The sequence below is a fragment of the Bacillus sp. ISO11 genome (assembly GCF_003458115.1).
Lineage (GTDB): Bacteria > Bacillota > Bacilli > Bacillales > Bacillaceae_G > Bacillus_A > Bacillus_A cereus.
Map to the genome: position 1 here is coordinate 162,913 of NZ_QXCO01000008.1, position 16,635 is coordinate 179,547.

Genomic DNA, 16,635 nt, shown 5'->3' on the forward strand with positions numbered 1-16,635 from the left:
AAGCAGCCTTATTATATATACAGAAAACTAAGTATGGTATTATTCTTAAATTATTTAGCACCTTCTAATATTACAGATAGAATCCGTCATTTTCAACAGTGAACATGTATTTCTTCTTAGCATAACGCGTTTTCTTTTCTTATTTACAATAAAAAAAGCAGCCCATTTTAAATATGGCTGCTTCTAATACACTTTACTCTTTCGCTTTTTTCTCTTTCTCTGCCCTTACAAACTCGTGGAACATTTTCATTAAAGCACGCTTTTCAATCCGTGATACGTAGCTTCTAGAAATACCAAGCGCCTTAGCGATTTCCCGCTGTGTTTTCTCCTTATCTAGCCCAAGTCCAAAACGTTTCACAATCACTTCTTTTTCTCTTTCGTCTAAAATATCGATATACTCTTTAATTTTTTCTAACTCCATACTAAGCTGAATCATATCAATTACATCTTCAGACTCTGATTTTAATATATCAATAAGCGATATTTCATTGCCCTCTTTATCTTGCCCGATCGGATCATGAAGTGAAACATCTTTTTTCGTTTTCTTTAGTACACGTAAATGCATCAAAATTTCATTTTCAATACAGCGTGCTGCATACGTCGCAAGCTTCGTTCCCTTTCCTGCAGAATAGCTCTCGATCGCTTTAATGAGCCCGATCGTACCAATTGAAATTAAATCTTCTGCATCTTCTCCTGTGTTCTCAAATTTTTTAACGATATGAGCTACAAGCCGTAAATTATGTTCAATTAAAAGATTTCTCGCTTGAGCATCACCTTGCTCCATTAACTCTAAGTACTTTCTCTCATCATCTGATGATAACGGCTGCGGGAACGCATTGTTCTTCACATAAGAAACAAAGACAAACACTTCTCGAACCATATATCCAATTGCGGCGAATAGACTCAAACCTTTCACCTCCGCCAAAATAGTGGTCTTTATTATGTGTATGTGGGCGTGAGGTTGTTTGTGTCTGTACAGTTTATTTATAAAACTCAACACTTCTAACATTTAAAATATTTTATCGTTATATTATAATTAAATAAAATTGTTATTTATATATGAATATGCTATTAAAGGGGACACTATTCATGATTACATTAGAACGATTATTAAATGTAACAATTTATTTAGGGGTATTTTTACTTTTCATTTCGTTCATTACTTTTGTTATTAAAAGAGGGCCTGATTTATTATTTTTTCAATTTGGAATTTCTTTATTTTTTGGAGCTCAAATTATAACTGGAATAAAATTTTTTCATAACTATGGTTTCTCCTTTCACTCAAAACTAGAACTACTTATCTTTATTTTCTATGTAATTGGAATTATTACATGTATACTATTATTCTTTCACTTTCAAAATCCGTATCGAATTTTTTTATTAATCTGTAGTTGTTTATTTTTAACTGGATCCAATTATTACTTTAAAGAAACATTAAATTTTAGTAAAAAAATTCCAAATCAAAACAAAACTTTTTTAAGTACACAAGATGACTCTTTTCCAAAAGAAGTTCGTAAATTTTCAGAGGATTACAACAACATAATAAGAAATGATTTTTATGAAATACCGATGATTCCTACTGAATTACAGATTACAAGCAAAAAAGATTCTTCCCATAGTACATCTTACTTAGTTGAACTTCATAATAGCGAGAATGAAATTACTGATGACTCTGTACAATTAACTCCATCAGACCGTTTTTATGTGCTGTTAAATAAACAAAAAACAAAAATATCAAAAATAGTATATGAAGGGCAGAATTTTTTCACATTTACAGTCACACTAAAGGCTCTTAATTTACAGCAAGAACCAGAAATTCATAATATGTTTTTAGAAATAGATAAACGTAGAGCGATGAATCTTCTTAATTTTGAAATTAAAGCCCATACTAAAGAATGGAAAGTAATATTTAAAAGTGATAGTTCTTATTCCAATCTTCCTATCACATTTACTTTTGAAAAACGAACAGGCAAAGTATAAAAATAAAAAGAGTTATTTTTTCTTTGAAAAATAACTCTTTTTATTTTACTTACTCCAAATCTTTCTCCCCGCTTGGGCATCAATATAACGAATTTCCCGCCTACAATCAAAAGGTTCTTTATGTTTTTCATCTGTCGTTTGTTTGTAAAGTAGTTTGTATTTCGTTTCCTCTGCATCATGATCTAAAGACCATTCTAATTTAACTCGGATAGCCTCTCTGTATATTTCTAACGCTTTTTCTTTAGTTACTTTTGGTGTTATTTCGTATGTGAGCAATTCTTTTATAAAGTTGCTAGACTCCCCCGAGTAGTGCATAACAGCACCATTTTCTGCATTGATGTTAATCATAAATTGGTTATACTCTGCCGGAATATCATTTATATATACAGAAAAGATAAATCTTTCAATCCCATCTTCTGCTTCTTCACGTTCCTCCCAAAGACGCAGATATTGTGTGATATCTGGAATAACTCGTTCTAAAAATTGAAGTGCTTTTTGTAAACATTCCTCTCTAGACAGTATTTGCTTTACTTCTTTATCATCTGTCAGTTTTATAAAACCAGTTAATTCATTGGTTAATTTATCAATTTTAACGCTAACTAAATTATTATATTTCAACATCGGTAAATGCTTTTTAAAGAATTCATTCATTAAATATGGATTCTTTTCTTCTTTCTGTTTTTGTAATTCCTCTTTCGGAACAAATTTCATCCTTATTTCATCATCACTTTCTGTCTCATCTACTTTTGTAAAACCTTCTTTATTCCAGTCAAATAATTCGAATACTTCACCTCGTTCGTTACCTTTTTTCGATTTTTCAACAGCTACAGCCGAAGGCAATTTATAATGATCTGGTCCAAATAAATCTTTACCTGTACTTGCATCAATAAACGCATGACTAGGCTCTGGTTCATATACAAGATGGTACCCTTTTACTTCTTCCCCGTTTTCATACTCACATGAAGAGTATGTTAAATCTATAAATACAAGTCTCATATCTTGTCTAGCTTTCAAATTTTCTAAAACGATATTCTCCTCAACAATTTCACTTGGCCATAACGGTTTTTTCTCTATAGCTTTTTGTCCATTGTAATGAAAATGCACAACATTACCTGAAGAGTGCACTCGCACAACGCACCCTGTATTCGGCAATGGATAGCTATTCACTTCTTGCATATAATTTACTTCTTTCCAACCGCGCCTGTCGTCCTTAACCGTTACATATGTATAGAATTCATATCCTTCTTTTGTATATTTTTTCAAGAACGCATTTGCAATCTCTCTTGCCTTCTTCTCCTCTATCGCTTCCTTGCCACTTGAAAAAGAATTTTCATCATCTATCTTAAATTCAATTAAATTACCAGTATGTCTATTTAATGTAATTTGTATCTGTTTCTCCTCATCATCTTTATGTGCCCACCACAATAAATGATACGGGTCATCAACCCCTTCTTGATCATCTACAACAAGACTATATTCATCTGGAATATTAATAATATGAGCCACTTGCTCTTTTCTTTCTTTATCTTTTTGATTCATCATACCGCTCCCTTTATTACAATTTAAGGTAATTATAACAAACAAAACCAAAGAACTATAAAAAAAGACTAGAGATATCTCTAGTCTTCTACTTCGTTTCACGATGTAACGTTACTCGCTTTAATCGTGGACAATATTTTTTTAATTCGATGCGTTCTGGATTGTTTCGTTTATTTTTTTTAGAAATGTAATTACGATCACCGCACTCCGTACAAGCTAATGTAATATTTACACGCATATTTAATTCTCCTTTCTTTCAAAAATCGCAACTAAAACGTAATGATTACGATTTATATATTATAAAACTTCATTCCATTTGTCAATTGCAAAAACAAGAAGATTCCATTTAGAATCCCCGTGTTTTTATAGTTAAATAAATTTTCTCCCGCATTAACGGGCAGTAAGACCCCCACTGATTAAAAGTTTCACTTTATTAAAACGATTCGTATGTAACAAACTCACTAATCGGCTTTCGATATCCTCGTGGGCGAGTTTTAGTCGTATCACTTTTTCCTATCGTAATCATTAAAACAGGTACTATATGCTCCGGCATATTTAATTCACTTTGTACTGCTTTTTCATCGAAACCAATCATTGGACATGTATCATAGCCATAATATTTAGCTGCGTACATAAAAGTCATCGCGCTTAACGAAGCATTTCTAATCGCTTCATCCTCCATGAAACGCTCTCCTTTTCCTTCATATAAACCTTTCGTTTGCCTAATTGTATCTTCATATTCACATTCATCAATCATTTTTAAAACTTTCATACCGAAGTAAATATTTTCAACATTTTGGTATGCTTTTTTATCACCACAAACGAGCACTACCGCTGATGCACTCGATACTTTATATTGACCGAAAGCTAATTCTTTTAATCTTTCTTTTCGCTCTTGATCACGAATTACAACATAATGTGTGTGCTGCAAATTATAGCAAGATGGAGAAAGCTTAGTTAACTCAAATATTTTTTTAAAATCCTCATCAGGGATTTCTATACCTTGTATAAATTTCATTGCAGAACGTCTAGCAATTGCTAATTCTTCAAAGTTCACCATATATCCTCCTCGATAACTGTAAATTTAAATATACATTAATTTATACAAATAGATAAATCAAATAAAAACACTTTAAATCCGAATAATAATTATGATTAACAGCAAAAAAGACAAAAAGCTGAAACAATTAGTTCATACGAAATTCACACGAATCTATTACTATAGAAACTGTACATAGTGAACTTATTAACAATCACGTTTATTTATATAAAATCTTACTCGAAAGGAGTTGAAAGTATGAAAACTAAATATCGCTTTATGATCTCATCATTTGCTGCTTGCGCTTATATGATTTGGTATTTAGTATAATAACGACCTCACTTGCAAATAGGAAAAGGTGTGTATATAAATGGAATATAATCAATCAACAGTTAACTACTGGAAAGCTTTTGTATTACCATATACATTTGCTTTAGAAGAGTTAAAAACTAAATTTGAAATTATGAACCGGGAAGCTCAATTTCTAGAGGATTACAACCCGTTTGAACATATAAAAACAAGACTAAAACAACCTGAAAGTATTATTAAAAAACTAGAGCGCAAAAGCTTATTACCAACAGTTGAAAATGCTCAAACACATTTACAAGATATTATTGGTATTCGTATTACATGTTGCTTCGTAGAAGATATCTATCATTTGAAAGAAGTCATTCAAAAACGCGAAGATATGGAAGTCATAGAAGTAAAAGATTATATCGCTAACCCAAAACGAAACGGATATAAAAGTTTACACATGATCATTAAATACCCTTTATCACTAAATTCTGGTACAAAAGATGTATTTGCAGAAATTCAGTTACGTACACTGGCAATGGACTTTTGGGCAAGTTTAGAACACAAACTTTATTATAAATATGAAGGGAAAATACCGGAGTATTTAAAAGATGAACTACATGATGCAGCAATGAAAGCTGAAGATCTGGATAATAAAATGGCCACAATTCGTCAAGATATTGATGATATTGAGGCATGTTCAAATCAAATTATGCTACCACTATAAAAAAAGGTTCTCGCCAATGAGAACCTTTTTTCTATCATTTTTGGGAAGTACGACTCCACACTTATTAAAGTTTCACGTTATTTTTTCTCTATTGTTCGAACCTCTTCAATCTTCCATTTATCCTCTTCTTTTCCAAGGGCATACTGTACTTTCTTTTGAAGAGTAATACTGTCGTCTACTTCCTTTTCTTTCGTTTCAACAATAACATACCCTACTTTACTAACTTTCATATCTATATGTTCCAATTCAATTTTCTTATTTCCCTTTTGAAATGCGGCTTCTTTTTGTGTTTTTAAGTCTTCAGCACTAGGCATCTTCTTTGAAAATAACTCCATATGTTCTGCAAGATTTTTTTCATTGGTCGTTCGCACAAATGTATGAATAACATCTTGAATAGATTTCTCTTCTTCTTTTGTTATTTGTACCTTTTCCTCAGTTTTTTTAGTAGTAGAGTTTTGTGCTACATTATTCTCTTCTTGTTGACATCCAACTAGTAATACTACAAATGCTAGAAGGAATCTTAATTTCGTAAATATTTTTTTCATATTTCCAACTCCTAAAAAGAAAAGCGAGGCAGTTCGCCTCACTTTCGCTCTTAATTAGCGTCTTCCTTTATTCGGATCACCGCCACCAACAATATCAAAGACACGTTTCGCTATATTTGTATTCTCTTGAACGCCAGAGAACAAGTATTTACCTGGACCAAATGCATACACGTTCACATCTTCCCCTGTATGTCCACCTGTTGTCCAGCCTGTAACCGAGCGCTTATTGAAAATATCTTCAATTGCATTATCAATCTTTGTTACATCTTTTGACGGAGCTATATCATTTACAGCTTGAATTTCTTCTGGAGTTAATTGTAAATCAATATACTTTTTCAATGTTTCTTCTACATTTGCACCTTTTGCAATCTCATTTGCCATAAAGTCTGGTGTGCGTTTTGCAGCTTTAATTGGATCTACTTTAAAGTTATACTCGCCATTGGCACCTAAAGATAAGCCACCAGTAGCGTGATCTGCCGTTGCAACAACTAATGTATTTTTATCTTTTTTCGCAAACTCAATCGCTGCTTTGAAAGCTTTTTCGAAGTCTTCCATTTCACTCATTGCACCAACAATATCATTATCATGTCCAGCCCAGTCGATTTGACTTCCTTCCACCATTAAGAAGAAACCATTTTTATTTTTGTTCAAACGCTCAATTGCTGCATTAGTCATTTCTTCTAATGAAGGTGTTTTCTCATTGCGGTCAATCATTTTATCTAATCCACCTGGTGCAAATAAACCAAGAATTTGATCATTTTTATCATTTAACAATTGATCTCGATCCGTTACATAGCTATAACCAGATTTCTTAAACTCTTCTGTAAGATTACGATCTTTTCTAACAAAGTTCTTTACGCCGCCGCCAAGCATAACATCTACCTTATGCTTCCCTTTAATTTTCTCATCAAAATAATCATTTGCAATTGCGTCCATATTTTTACGGCTAATGTCATGCGCACCGAAAGCAGCTGGTGTTGCATGTGTAATTTCAGAAGTTGCAACGAGTCCCGTTGATTTCCCTTTTTCTTTCGCTTGCTCAAGAACTGTTTTCACTTCCGCTTTATCATTATCAACTGCAATTGCAGCATTATATGTTTTAATTCCTGCTGACATAGCTGTTGCTGCCGATGCAGAGTCTGTAATATTTTCATGTTCATCTTCTGGGTATGTTTTTTGTGTTCCTACAAGATGCTTATCAAATTCTGTAGATTCCATTTCAAAGGTTTTTGGATTATCTTTCATATAACGGTGAGCCGTCATATATGAAGGACCCATACCATCCCCAATTAATACGATAACATTTTTGATCTTTGCATTGCTTCCGTTCTCATCTGCATTAACCTCACTAGAACGAGTAAAATTCCATGTTGCTACCGAAGTAACTGCTAATGATGCCACAACTGCAAATGGCCATGCTTTTTTCACAAACTTTTTCACTGTCTTGTCCCCCTAATTAGGTTATTCATTTCCCACTATCAAATTTAATGGAAGACTATTAAGAGAAAATTAGCTGTATGTAAATTTTTTGTTAACTTATGTAAATATCAGTTATAATTTGTATAAGTTTGTCTTTTTGTATCAATCATTCCGCCCTTTACAATTTAAATATAAACAAGTTGGATTTCATTTAACGTAAATCTCTTTTTTTACATTTTGACTCTATGTTTATGAAAATAAATAGAAATGCGGTGAGCCTTTATGAAAATAGTAAAGCTAAATGAATCTTTTATTTTTGAATTACTTAATCTTTGCAAATCTGTTGGATGGTTACACGATGAAATTTTTATGAAAAAACAATTCGAAATGTATCTTTCTATCGGCACACTTGTAGGTTACATTCATGAAAACAAACTCATTGCGACTGGAGGAGTATTTCCCTTTACAAGTAACTTCGCTTCCATTGGTATGTTAATCGTTCACCCTAATTTTCAAGGACGCGGAATAGGGCGCATGTTGCTAAATCATTGCTTGGAACAAATTCATCCAAAACAACCCATTGCACTTATTGCGACAAAAGCTGGCGAACCTCTATACACATCATGCGGATTTCAAACAGCAACAACGATTCATCGTTTTGAAAAGCAAACTATTAAGACGTACCCTTCTCACTTACAACAAGTACAAGAAGAAGACCTTATATTTCTTACTTCTCTGGATCAAATTGCAACTGGTATGAATCGTTCTCTACTTTACTCTTTGCTATTACCAAGGGCCGTACACTCTTTTAAAATTGAAAGAAATAACTGTATAGAAGCTTTTTCATTATGCATACAAAAGGGCAATATATTATGTATCAATCCACTTATCGCCAAGCAAGAAGAAGATGCTATCCAATTATTAAAAAAGATATGTGAATGTTGGAATGGTATAGTACGAATTGATGTTCCACACTCACAATTTACATTTCGTCAATTTCTTCAAACAGAAAATTTCCAAGAAATGCTCCTTTCACCTCTTATGATAAAAAATGGTAGCCAACTTCCTGGAAATCGTAATATGCTATTTGCTATGATAGATACAGCGTTATGTTAGAAAGGAGACACCTAATTGAAGCGATTTAGCTATTTTATGGTAGGTTGTCTTACTCTTACACTATTAGTAGGATGTAGTGCAGCAGAAAAGCCAGTAGAACAAGTAAAACAAGTTAAAAATACAATTACAGCGAAACTAGCTACCGAGGAAAAAATGGTAGAAATAGATGGTCAAACCATTTACTTTAAAAAGATTGGTAATGAAAAACCACCTTTACTTATGATTCATGGCTTTGGAGGATCATCAGATGGTTTTCAAAAGATTTACTCCGATTTAGCAAAAGATCATACAATTATTTCTGTAGATGCTTTAGGATTCGGGCGCTCATCTAAGCCAATGGATTTTTATTATTCTTTTCCAACTCATGCAAATTTGTATTATAAATTAATGAAAAAACTAGGGTATGATTCATTCGCAATACTGGGGCATTCCATGGGGGGAGAAATTTCTCTAAATTTAACATATTTATATCCTGAAGCAGTTACTCACCTTATTTTAACTGATGCTACAGGTGGCCCTCATACATTCGTTAATAAACAAGGCTCACCAAAACCACAATTGTCGACTGATTTAAATGCCGTTTCTTCTATTACAGATTATGATGAAAGCAAAGTGAAATTCAAACGTAATGATGAAGAGCATTATAATAAAATGAAATTATGGCCTAGACGTCTTAAAATTAATGCAAATGAAATAAAACAGCCAACTTTAATTATATGGGGCAGAAATGATAGTAGCGTTTCCTGGAAAGAAGGAGAAACGTATCATCAATTCTTAAAAAATAGCACTTTACATATTATTGAAAAAGGTTATCATGCACCATTTCGCCAAGAACCACAAGAATTTGTCGGGTATGTAAAAGATTTCTTTAAGAACAATCCGATTAAAGTTGAAAAATAACATAAACGGGTATCTCAAAATGAGATACCCGTTTTCATATATTAAGCAGCTTGCTTTTGGCGTTTTGGAGTTTTTGATCCTAATACTTTCGGGATAACGAAGCCATCCATTCCAAATTTCCCAGCGTTCATACCGGAAACAAGAACAAACATAGATAAGATAACCATCTCAGGGTTCACACCAATTGACCCACTAAACATATAGGAAAAGTTCATTACAAGACCAAAAAAGACCGCTGTTTTTGTTAAACAGCCTACAATTAAACCAATTCCGACTAAAATTTCTCCCCATGTTACAAGTGTATTAAACAAATCTACATTTGGAATTGCAAATTCTTGTAAGAATGATGCCCACCAAGATTGAACAGCCGGTTGTGCACCTTTAGATTTTTCAATTGCCCCTTGCAAATAACCTGTTGCATCGAATCCTTTTCCTTGTAGTTTACCGATTCCAGCCATTAACCATGTGTAACCAAGATATACTCGAATTACTGCTAATGCAAAAGAAACTGCTTTGTTTTCTCTTAAAAATTGAATAACCATATCTTCCTCCTAAAGTTGTAATTAAGTTAGTTACAGATAATATAATAACATTAGTTACTTATTTTTCAAACGTTAATTATGAATAATCTGTGACATGCGTATGAAACATTAAAAACTAACGTTTATATAGTAACTTTTATTACCTGTAAAAACTTGAACATATCATACCACAAGTGATAACCATTTTCATTGAAAAAAATGTAAAAAAAATGTGAGTTAAATGTGAAACACGTTTATTCGAATATAGAATAAACGTGTTTCACACTAATTATAGAATCGAAATGTATGTGTCTCCTCATCAATTAAACTCGCTTCTTGTAACGCTTCTTCTAACGTTTTCCCATGGTTAATAACCCCATAAAATAAGCGTATAGTAAACATAAGTGCTGCATTTCCATCTACATAATCAATCGATCCAATATATGATTTCGCACCACTATGTAAAAAAAATTTTGCTAGATTTTGCTCCCCTAACGTACACCCGCTATTTACAATATGTGTATTATGCAATTTTGCATATTTATAAATTTCTTCTGTACCAAAATACCCTCTCGGTTCATCTTGTTCATATACTTCTTCGCCTAACTCTTCCATGACAAACTTCCCTTCTTCACCATGAAAGCAAAAAATAATATAATTAATATTGTTAAATAAGTTCTTTCCAGAAAGAACTTCCACAAAATCTTTCGGTCTACCAATCCAATATGTCACAACCCTTGCACCAAAATATTCAAGAGATGCTCGAATTGATTGCGCTTCTAAATCCGAATTAAAACCAACTACTAATGCAATATTCAACATACAACCCCCATCCTATAATCAGCCCTTATCAATCAGAATTTTATGGGATAAATCCATTTCATATATGCCCGTTTCTTTCAAAAAATCTGATCTAGTTAAAACGACTTTCTGGTAAATCCGTTGTATGTTCACCTTCACCATGCCGAACAAAAACGATTTTCATATTCAGCCTCCTCTTCCTATAAAATCCTCACACATATTTCTTCCCTATTGCATTCTTTATTCCTGCTGTATAAAAACCGATATGTAAAAAAGGTTTGACACTAAACTTTGTAAAATATTACAATATTACATGTAAAATACTTTTTACACCGAAAGGAGAATTACATATATGAAATGGATAATTGTCTTTATTGGAATGATTGTATGGGGATATATAAACGGCTTCTTTAGTAGTGATCAAACTGCTAATCCCTGGATTACAGATGATGAACGTGAAACAAAAATTAAACAAAAAGCAATTACGGCAAGCTGGTCCGGTGTTTTTATGTTTTGTACCATTAGCCTCTTAAATAAATGGTTAGGTTTAAGCACAAACGATAAATCACCGTACTTACCAGACCCTATCGCAGCTATTTTAAAGGAAAATGTAGAGTTACAAGTTTTACTCATGCTATTTGTTATGTATGGAATATTTTACTTACATTATCGAAGAAAATTAAGTGCCTAACTTCTAACTCATGATTATCCTCCTAAATGGTTATAGTAATTAGGACGAAATGAAAGGAGCGATAGAAAAATGAGTAACTCGAATGAATTTTTAGATACACTACATGAAAAACAAGCAAAAGATGAACAAAATAGAAAGCGCCAAGGGAACGGAAACCCAGCGAAAAAAAAGCCAAATAAAACGCATAAATAACAATAAAAAACTGCCTAAAATGATCTTTTAGGCAGTTTTTTATTGTTATTTCACCGAGATGACATTTTCCCAATTCCATTTCTCATAATACCACGCTGGTACATCTATATTTTCAATCCACTTCTTTTCCTGTTTCCCATCTTTATGAGCAAGCCATACATCCGCTTTCTTACGGTCTGAACGTATCCAAATTAATTGATTACTCTTCTTCATGAAGATCGGGTGGTAATCCCCTTGCCTGTTCTTTTTCTTTGTGATTTGATGCTGTGCATTACTTGTACTATCGACCTCATACAAAGATGGTAGTGGCCTTTTTTCTGGTGGAGTTTCTATCCCTGCCTCCTTTGCTCGTGAAACGATAATTACTCTATCGTTCTTCCATACAAAATCCCAATCAACATATCCTTTCGGCGTAAATATGTTCTGCTGAAGTGCTGGCAATTCCTTTACTTTTAAATGCTTATTTTCTAATGCAACTCTTCCGCTCCCTTCAATATAAGCTAATATATTTTTTGATGGTGCCCATTGAAACCATTGTGCGTTTAGTAACATTTGATCTACTTTTTCAAACCGACTGCCATCTGCACGAACTAAGCAAAGCGTATTACTATCAGCTGACCATGAAGCTGTCGGTACTGCTAAAAATGAAATCCACTTTTGATCTGGTGACCACTTAAAGCCACTTGCTACTAGCGCTAGGAAATCATCATGTTCATTTGGCAATGCATACAAATGCTTCATTTTGTGAGGATTCATATGTGCATCTTTTTGCACTTCATATAGCTGAGCCCCTGTCCATCCTGTTGGAAGTAAGTGCGCTTCAGAGGATACAAGAAAGTTCTTTCCATCGGGGTACCATGCATAATCCCCTACACCAGCCGATACATTTTCAAAATCTGCATTCTTTTTTTCTACATCAAATGTATTTAATGTACCTGTAAATATAAATGCAATTATATTTTCTGTTGGTGACCATTGATAATTCGATGCTTCTGAGTGAAACGGCGTAACTTTCTTTCCATCTTTCAGCCGATATAACTCAAGAATATTTTGTTTCTTCCCTTTTACATATGCCAGCCATTCTCCATCATGTGACCACTTTGGCCCTGTTATGTTCTCTCCTTTTGTAAGTTGTTTTTCTTTCCCCTCAACTTTAATCCAAAGGTTATGATGACGAATAAAAGCAACTTTCACACTATTATTTTCTGCGCTAGTAATAGTGATAGAACACAAAAACATAAACAACACTACACTACCACTTACTATTAGCCTTTTCATACCATCACTCCATTTCCCTCATAGCATTCCTCACTTTCTTCCTACAATATATGAAAAATATCGATTCGACATAATCAGAAAAAATTCCCCAAGAAATTTCCAATTCATAGAGGATTGGTATGAATTATGTCGAAAGTATAGTTTAGCCAACATTTATATTTATAAGTTATAACTAAAATGTAAGATTTAATTTCTGAATATTGGCACTTTTTATTAGGGGGAGTATCAATGAAAAAAACTACATCTACACTATTAAGCATGGCGCTTGTCTTTTCTAGTTTTGGAGCTTTAAGCGCTCATGCTGAATCACTACAAAAGGAGAAGCAATTTAGTCCACAATTAAAAACAACGATTGAACAGTGGGGAGAACATAAAATTGCTCAAAATGTTGAAACGAAAACAACAAAAGAAATATCAGTAATTGTAGAATTGCAACATGCACCTCTCGCTGCTCAAAGTAATATTCAGCATGCTCCAGATTTACAAAATAGTAATGCTCAGTCTTATCATGCTGAGCTAAAAAAAGCACAAGAAGATACGACTAAGAAAATAAAAGAAAAAGCACCTGGTGCAAAAATTAAAGAAGTGTATAATACGTTATTTTCCGGATTCTCTATTTCAGTTCCTGGAGATCAAATTACCTCTCTTGCCTCTTTACCTGAAGTAAAAGCAGTCTATCCGAACTTAACATATAAATTGCATGAAACATCAAAAAGTACTACTAACGAAGAAGCACCAAATATCGGTGGACCGACAATTGGTGCACCTGAAGCGTGGAATTTAAAAGATCCATCTGGCAAACCGCTTGATGGAAAAGGCATGAAAGTAGCCATTATCGACTCTGGCGTAGACTATACACACCCTGACTTAAAGGCAAATTATATCGGTGGATATGACACGGTTGATGAAGATAGCGATCCAATGGATGGTAACGTACATGGTACTCATGTAGCTGGAATTATTGCGGGTAATGGAAAAATTAAAGGCGTTGCTCCAAACGCTTCTATTCTAGCCTATCGTGTAATGAATGACGGTGGAACTGGTACAACAGATGATATTATCCAAGGGATTGAGCGAGCGATTCAAGATGGTGCGGATGTGTTAAACCTCTCCCTTGGGCAAGATTTAAATGTACCTGATCAGCCTGTAACATTAACGTTAGAACGAGCAGCGAAACTTGGTGTTACTACTGTCGTTTCAAATGGAAATGACGGACCAAAACCTTGGTCTGTTGATGCTCCTGGTAACGCAAGTAGTGTCATTTCTGTTGGAGCATCTACGGTTTCTATCCCGTTTCCAACATTCCAAGTAGCTGGTTCCAGCAAAACATATCAAGGGTTACCGTTATCAAAATCCGATTTTCCAATAGGAAATGATTCCCCTCTTGTATATGTTGGTTATGGCAATCCAAGTGATTATGCAAAACAAGATGTGAAAGGGAAATTCGCACTTATTTTACAAGGTACTTCTAGTACATTAGTAAAAGCAGAACAAGCGAAGCAAGCTGGGGCACTTGGTGTGTTATTAATCTCTAACGAAAAAGAAATTAATATGATGCCGGAATATTTTTCACGTGAACATCTGGCTATCCCAGTAATGCAATTATCAAATACAAATGGGGAAGAATTAAAAACTTTAATCACAAAACGAAAGAAAAATATAAAAATTGGACAACCAAAGCAAACAGAACTTATCGGTAACTTTAGTTCAAGAGGACCATCACAAGGAAGTTGGCTAATAAAGCCTGATGTTGTTGCACCTGGAGTACAAATTACTAGTACAGTACCGCGAGGCGGCTATGAATCGCATAACGGAACAAGTATGGCTGCTCCGCAAGTAGCTGGAGCGGTTGCCCTCTTGCGTCAAATGCATCCGGATTGGACGACAGAACAATTGAAAGCGGCTCTTACTAACAATGCAAAAACATTACATGATGTCAATGAAAATACATACCCTGTTATGGCACAAGGATCTGGTTTAATTAACATTCCGAAAGCAGCTCAAACAAATGTATTAGTAAAACCTAACAATGTCAGCTTTGGTCTTATTAAGCCAAATAGCGGAAAAGTAAAACTGACGCAAAATGTTACATTACAAAACCTTTCTAGTAAAAAGAAAAGTTTTTCAACTCGTGTGGAATTACTAGATGCCAACACAAAAACAAAAGTAAAAGCTTCTGTCCCTTCATCGATTAGCATACAACCGAATAGTAGTACCGAAAAACCATTTACTATCACGGTAGATAGCTCACTACCACAAGGTGTGTATACTGGAAATGTATATGTAAAAGAACAAGGGGCAAAAGAAGAAATTCGAATTCCATTCACATTTAGTATCGATCCTAAAGATTATAAACGTATCGATGGACTTGAAATTATTAATTCTACTTTTAGCCCAAATGGCGACCACGTACTAGATGATAATCTCATCAACTACTATTTAGTTGCGCCTGTGGATGATGTAACATTACATGCAAATTTAGTTACGAAAGAACGTGTAACGTATCAAGGGATTATCCATCAAGCTAAAAATGCAACTCCTAGATGCAAACCTTTCAAATGGAATGGTACAAAAGCAGATGGCATTCCTTTAGCTGACGGGCTATATCAAATCGAAGCAGTTGCTTCTAATTCTGGTGGAGAAACAAAACAAACAGCTGCTGTATTTCTTGATCGAACTGCACCTAAGTTAACACACGAAGTTGACCAAGAAAATCTCGTAATTAGAGGAAAAGTTGATGATATTCTACTAGATTGGATGTCAGAATCTGGTTGGATAGCACCTGGTATTCCAGTGAGAATGCAATATGAAATTAACGGAAATGGTGTATGGGAACAGGCATTCCTGAACCCTTGGGAGAAAAGCTATGACATTTATTTCGATCGCACTCAATTACACGAAGAAAAAAATACTATTCACATTGTAGCAACTGATGCAGCTGGCAATACCTCTAATTTAACTGTTAATTTAGAAGTGAAATAAAGTGAAGCCTTAATCAGTAGAGATTTTGTTCATCCCCACTGATTATTAGCCTTCACCAATCGGGGGTTACGGGCAGTTATTCTCCCACCGAATTTTGAGGTAGGAATTTTACTGCTCATTAACACGGGATAAAAAATTTTTGTTGACAATTTTTTTAATATAGTTTTATAATACAAAACATAGTTTAGTTTAACGAATTATATATCGGCTTTGAAGGAATGCTAGTAGCGACTTATATCACTGTCCCAGAGAACTGATGGTTGGTGCGAATCAGTACATATACAAGCGTGAATTACAATTCTGGAGCTTCTTTCCCGTAATGCTTTTTATGCATGAAGAGAAAGACGGATCTTTCCGTTATCGTAAAGTGAGTGGTAAACAATTAGTTGTTTACAAATAGGGTGGTACCGCGATTTTTATCGTCCCTATCGGATTTTCCGATAGGGACTTTTTTGCATCCATCCTCTTACACAATTTCATATATACGCGTTGAAAGAATCGCAGTAGTATCTTATATCCCTGTTACAGAGAGCTAATGGTCGGTGGAAATTAGCACATATATAAGTATGAATTACAATTCTGGAGCTTCTTTTTCGTAGTGCTTTTATGCA

General features: G+C 34.0%; 16 protein-coding genes and 2 other annotated features (1 of these 18 only partly in view). Of the genes, 7 read left to right on the top strand and 9 right to left on the bottom strand.

The features are described from left to right. Window positions 1–193: 193 nt before the first annotated feature. A complete protein-coding gene (gene sigK, locus D1166_RS11305) occupies window positions 194–907 on the bottom strand; it encodes an RNA polymerase sporulation sigma factor SigK (RefSeq protein ID WP_000051382.1) in 714 nt (237 codons plus the stop codon). A gap of 152 nt (window positions 908–1,059) precedes the next feature. Here sigK and D1166_RS11310 point away from each other — a divergent pair, with 152 nt between their 5' ends. Beyond that, window positions 1,060–1,980 carry a hypothetical protein gene (locus D1166_RS11310; protein ID WP_080024551.1) on the top strand — a complete coding sequence of 307 codons (921 nt, stop codon included), beginning with the start codon at window positions 1,060–1,062 and terminating at the stop codon, window positions 1,978–1,980. 45 nt (window positions 1,981–2,025) lie between these two features. Here the strand turns inward: D1166_RS11310 and D1166_RS11315 are convergent, their stop codons facing one another. The 3 genes from D1166_RS11315 to D1166_RS11325 all read right to left on the bottom strand — a co-directional run bounded on the left by D1166_RS11315 (window position 2,026) and on the right by D1166_RS11325 (window position 4,579). Further along, a complete protein-coding gene (locus D1166_RS11315) occupies window positions 2,026–3,519 on the bottom strand; it encodes a YcdB/YcdC domain-containing protein (protein WP_097856086.1) in 1,494 nt (497 codons plus the stop codon). Between the two features lie 88 nt (window positions 3,520–3,607). After that, a complete protein-coding gene (rpmG, locus tag D1166_RS11320; protein ID WP_001265617.1) occupies window positions 3,608–3,757 on the bottom strand; it encodes a 50S ribosomal protein L33 in 150 nt (49 codons plus the stop codon). 195 nt (window positions 3,758–3,952) lie between these two features. Continuing rightward, window positions 3,953–4,579 (bottom strand): nitroreductase family protein, encoded by a 627-nt coding sequence (locus D1166_RS11325; RefSeq protein ID WP_000245978.1) that lies wholly within the window; start codon window positions 4,577–4,579, stop codon window positions 3,953–3,955. A 349-nt stretch (window positions 4,580–4,928) separates the two neighbouring features. Between D1166_RS11325 and D1166_RS11330 the strand changes: the two genes are divergently transcribed. Further along, a complete protein-coding gene (locus D1166_RS11330) occupies window positions 4,929–5,579 on the top strand; it encodes a GTP pyrophosphokinase (protein ID WP_000456230.1) in 651 nt (216 codons plus the stop codon). 77 nt (window positions 5,580–5,656) lie between these two features. On the opposite strand, the gene D1166_RS11335 is transcribed toward D1166_RS11330, so the two are convergent. Together D1166_RS11335 and D1166_RS11340 are read right to left on the bottom strand one after the other, a co-directional pair. After that, on the bottom strand, window positions 5,657–6,124 hold the full coding sequence (locus D1166_RS11335; RefSeq protein ID WP_097856085.1) for a hypothetical protein: 468 nt from the start codon (window positions 6,122–6,124) through the stop codon (window positions 5,657–5,659). 54 nt (window positions 6,125–6,178) lie between these two features. Continuing rightward, window positions 6,179–7,564, bottom strand: coding sequence for an alkaline phosphatase (locus D1166_RS11340; protein WP_000714912.1), 1,386 nt, complete (start codon window positions 7,562–7,564; stop codon window positions 6,179–6,181). A gap of 261 nt (window positions 7,565–7,825) precedes the next feature. Between D1166_RS11340 and D1166_RS11345 the strand changes: the two genes are divergently transcribed. Together D1166_RS11345 and D1166_RS11350 are read left to right on the top strand one after the other, a co-directional pair. Further along, complete coding sequence (locus tag D1166_RS11345) at window positions 7,826–8,659, top strand: GNAT family N-acetyltransferase (RefSeq protein WP_097856084.1); 834 nt, start codon at window positions 7,826–7,828, stop codon at window positions 8,657–8,659. Between the two features lie 15 nt (window positions 8,660–8,674). Further along, complete coding sequence (locus tag D1166_RS11350) at window positions 8,675–9,559, top strand: alpha/beta fold hydrolase (RefSeq protein ID WP_000819810.1); 885 nt, start codon at window positions 8,675–8,677, stop codon at window positions 9,557–9,559. Window positions 9,560–9,600: 41 nt separating this feature from the next. Here D1166_RS11350 and D1166_RS11355 read toward each other — a convergent pair whose 3' ends face one another. Both D1166_RS11355 and D1166_RS11360 read right to left on the bottom strand, forming a co-directional pair. Then, window positions 9,601–10,101, bottom strand: coding sequence for a DoxX family protein (locus D1166_RS11355; RefSeq protein WP_000236592.1), 501 nt, complete (start codon window positions 10,099–10,101; stop codon window positions 9,601–9,603). A gap of 264 nt (window positions 10,102–10,365) precedes the next feature. Beyond that, window positions 10,366–10,902, bottom strand: coding sequence for a delta-aminolevulinic acid dehydratase (locus D1166_RS11360; protein WP_097861438.1), 537 nt, complete (start codon window positions 10,900–10,902; stop codon window positions 10,366–10,368). A gap of 331 nt (window positions 10,903–11,233) precedes the next feature. Here D1166_RS11360 and D1166_RS11370 point away from each other — a divergent pair, with 331 nt between their 5' ends. Next, window positions 11,234–11,572, top strand: coding sequence for a hypothetical protein (locus tag D1166_RS11370; protein WP_000871153.1), 339 nt, complete (start codon window positions 11,234–11,236; stop codon window positions 11,570–11,572). 69 nt (window positions 11,573–11,641) lie between these two features. Further along, on the top strand, window positions 11,642–11,764 hold the full coding sequence (locus tag D1166_RS11375; protein WP_000071866.1) for a DUF4023 domain-containing protein: 123 nt from the start codon (window positions 11,642–11,644) through the stop codon (window positions 11,762–11,764). 45 nt (window positions 11,765–11,809) lie between these two features. Here D1166_RS11375 and D1166_RS11380 read toward each other — a convergent pair whose 3' ends face one another. Beyond that, window positions 11,810–13,042 carry a TolB family protein gene (locus D1166_RS11380; protein WP_097856082.1) on the bottom strand — a complete coding sequence of 411 codons (1,233 nt, stop codon included), beginning with the start codon at window positions 13,040–13,042 and terminating at the stop codon, window positions 11,810–11,812. A 228-nt stretch (window positions 13,043–13,270) separates the two neighbouring features. On the opposite strand from D1166_RS11380, the gene D1166_RS11385 reads away from it, so the two are divergent. Next, on the top strand, window positions 13,271–16,024 hold the full coding sequence (locus D1166_RS11385; protein WP_097861437.1) for a S8 family serine peptidase: 2,754 nt from the start codon (window positions 13,271–13,273) through the stop codon (window positions 16,022–16,024). A 201-nt stretch (window positions 16,025–16,225) separates the two neighbouring features. Beyond that, window positions 16,226–16,454, top strand: a binding site (T-box leader). Window positions 16,455–16,504: 50 nt separating this feature from the next. Further along, window positions 16,505–16,635: a binding site (T-box leader), on the top strand; it runs 97 nt beyond the window's last position.

Excerpts from the sequence above, each read along its gene's own strand:
- D1166_RS11310 (WP_080024551.1), top strand. The coding sequence starts at position 1,060 with ATGAATATGCTATTAAAGGGGACACTATTCATGATTACATTAGAACGA.
- D1166_RS11315 (WP_097856086.1), bottom strand. The coding sequence starts at position 3,519 with ATGAATCAAAAAGATAAAGAAAGAAAAGAGCAAGTGGCTCATATTATT.
- rpmG (WP_001265617.1), bottom strand. The coding sequence starts at position 3,757 with ATGCGTGTAAATATTACATTAGCTTGTACGGAGTGCGGTGATCGTAAT.
- D1166_RS11325 (WP_000245978.1), bottom strand. The coding sequence starts at position 4,579 with ATGGTGAACTTTGAAGAATTAGCAATTGCTAGACGTTCTGCAATGAAA.
- D1166_RS11330 (WP_000456230.1), top strand. The coding sequence starts at position 4,929 with ATGGAATATAATCAATCAACAGTTAACTACTGGAAAGCTTTTGTATTA.
- D1166_RS11335 (WP_097856085.1), bottom strand. The coding sequence starts at position 6,124 with ATGAAAAAAATATTTACGAAATTAAGATTCCTTCTAGCATTTGTAGTA.
- D1166_RS11345 (WP_097856084.1), top strand. The coding sequence starts at position 7,826 with ATGAAAATAGTAAAGCTAAATGAATCTTTTATTTTTGAATTACTTAAT.
- D1166_RS11355 (WP_000236592.1), bottom strand. The coding sequence starts at position 10,101 with ATGGTTATTCAATTTTTAAGAGAAAACAAAGCAGTTTCTTTTGCATTA.
- D1166_RS11360 (WP_097861438.1), bottom strand. The coding sequence starts at position 10,902 with ATGTTGAATATTGCATTAGTAGTTGGTTTTAATTCGGATTTAGAAGCG.
- D1166_RS11370 (WP_000871153.1), top strand. The coding sequence starts at position 11,234 with ATGAAATGGATAATTGTCTTTATTGGAATGATTGTATGGGGATATATA.
- D1166_RS11375 (WP_000071866.1), top strand. The coding sequence starts at position 11,642 with ATGAGTAACTCGAATGAATTTTTAGATACACTACATGAAAAACAAGCA.
- D1166_RS11380 (WP_097856082.1), bottom strand. The coding sequence starts at position 13,042 with ATGAAAAGGCTAATAGTAAGTGGTAGTGTAGTGTTGTTTATGTTTTTG.
- D1166_RS11385 (WP_097861437.1), top strand. The coding sequence starts at position 13,271 with ATGAAAAAAACTACATCTACACTATTAAGCATGGCGCTTGTCTTTTCT.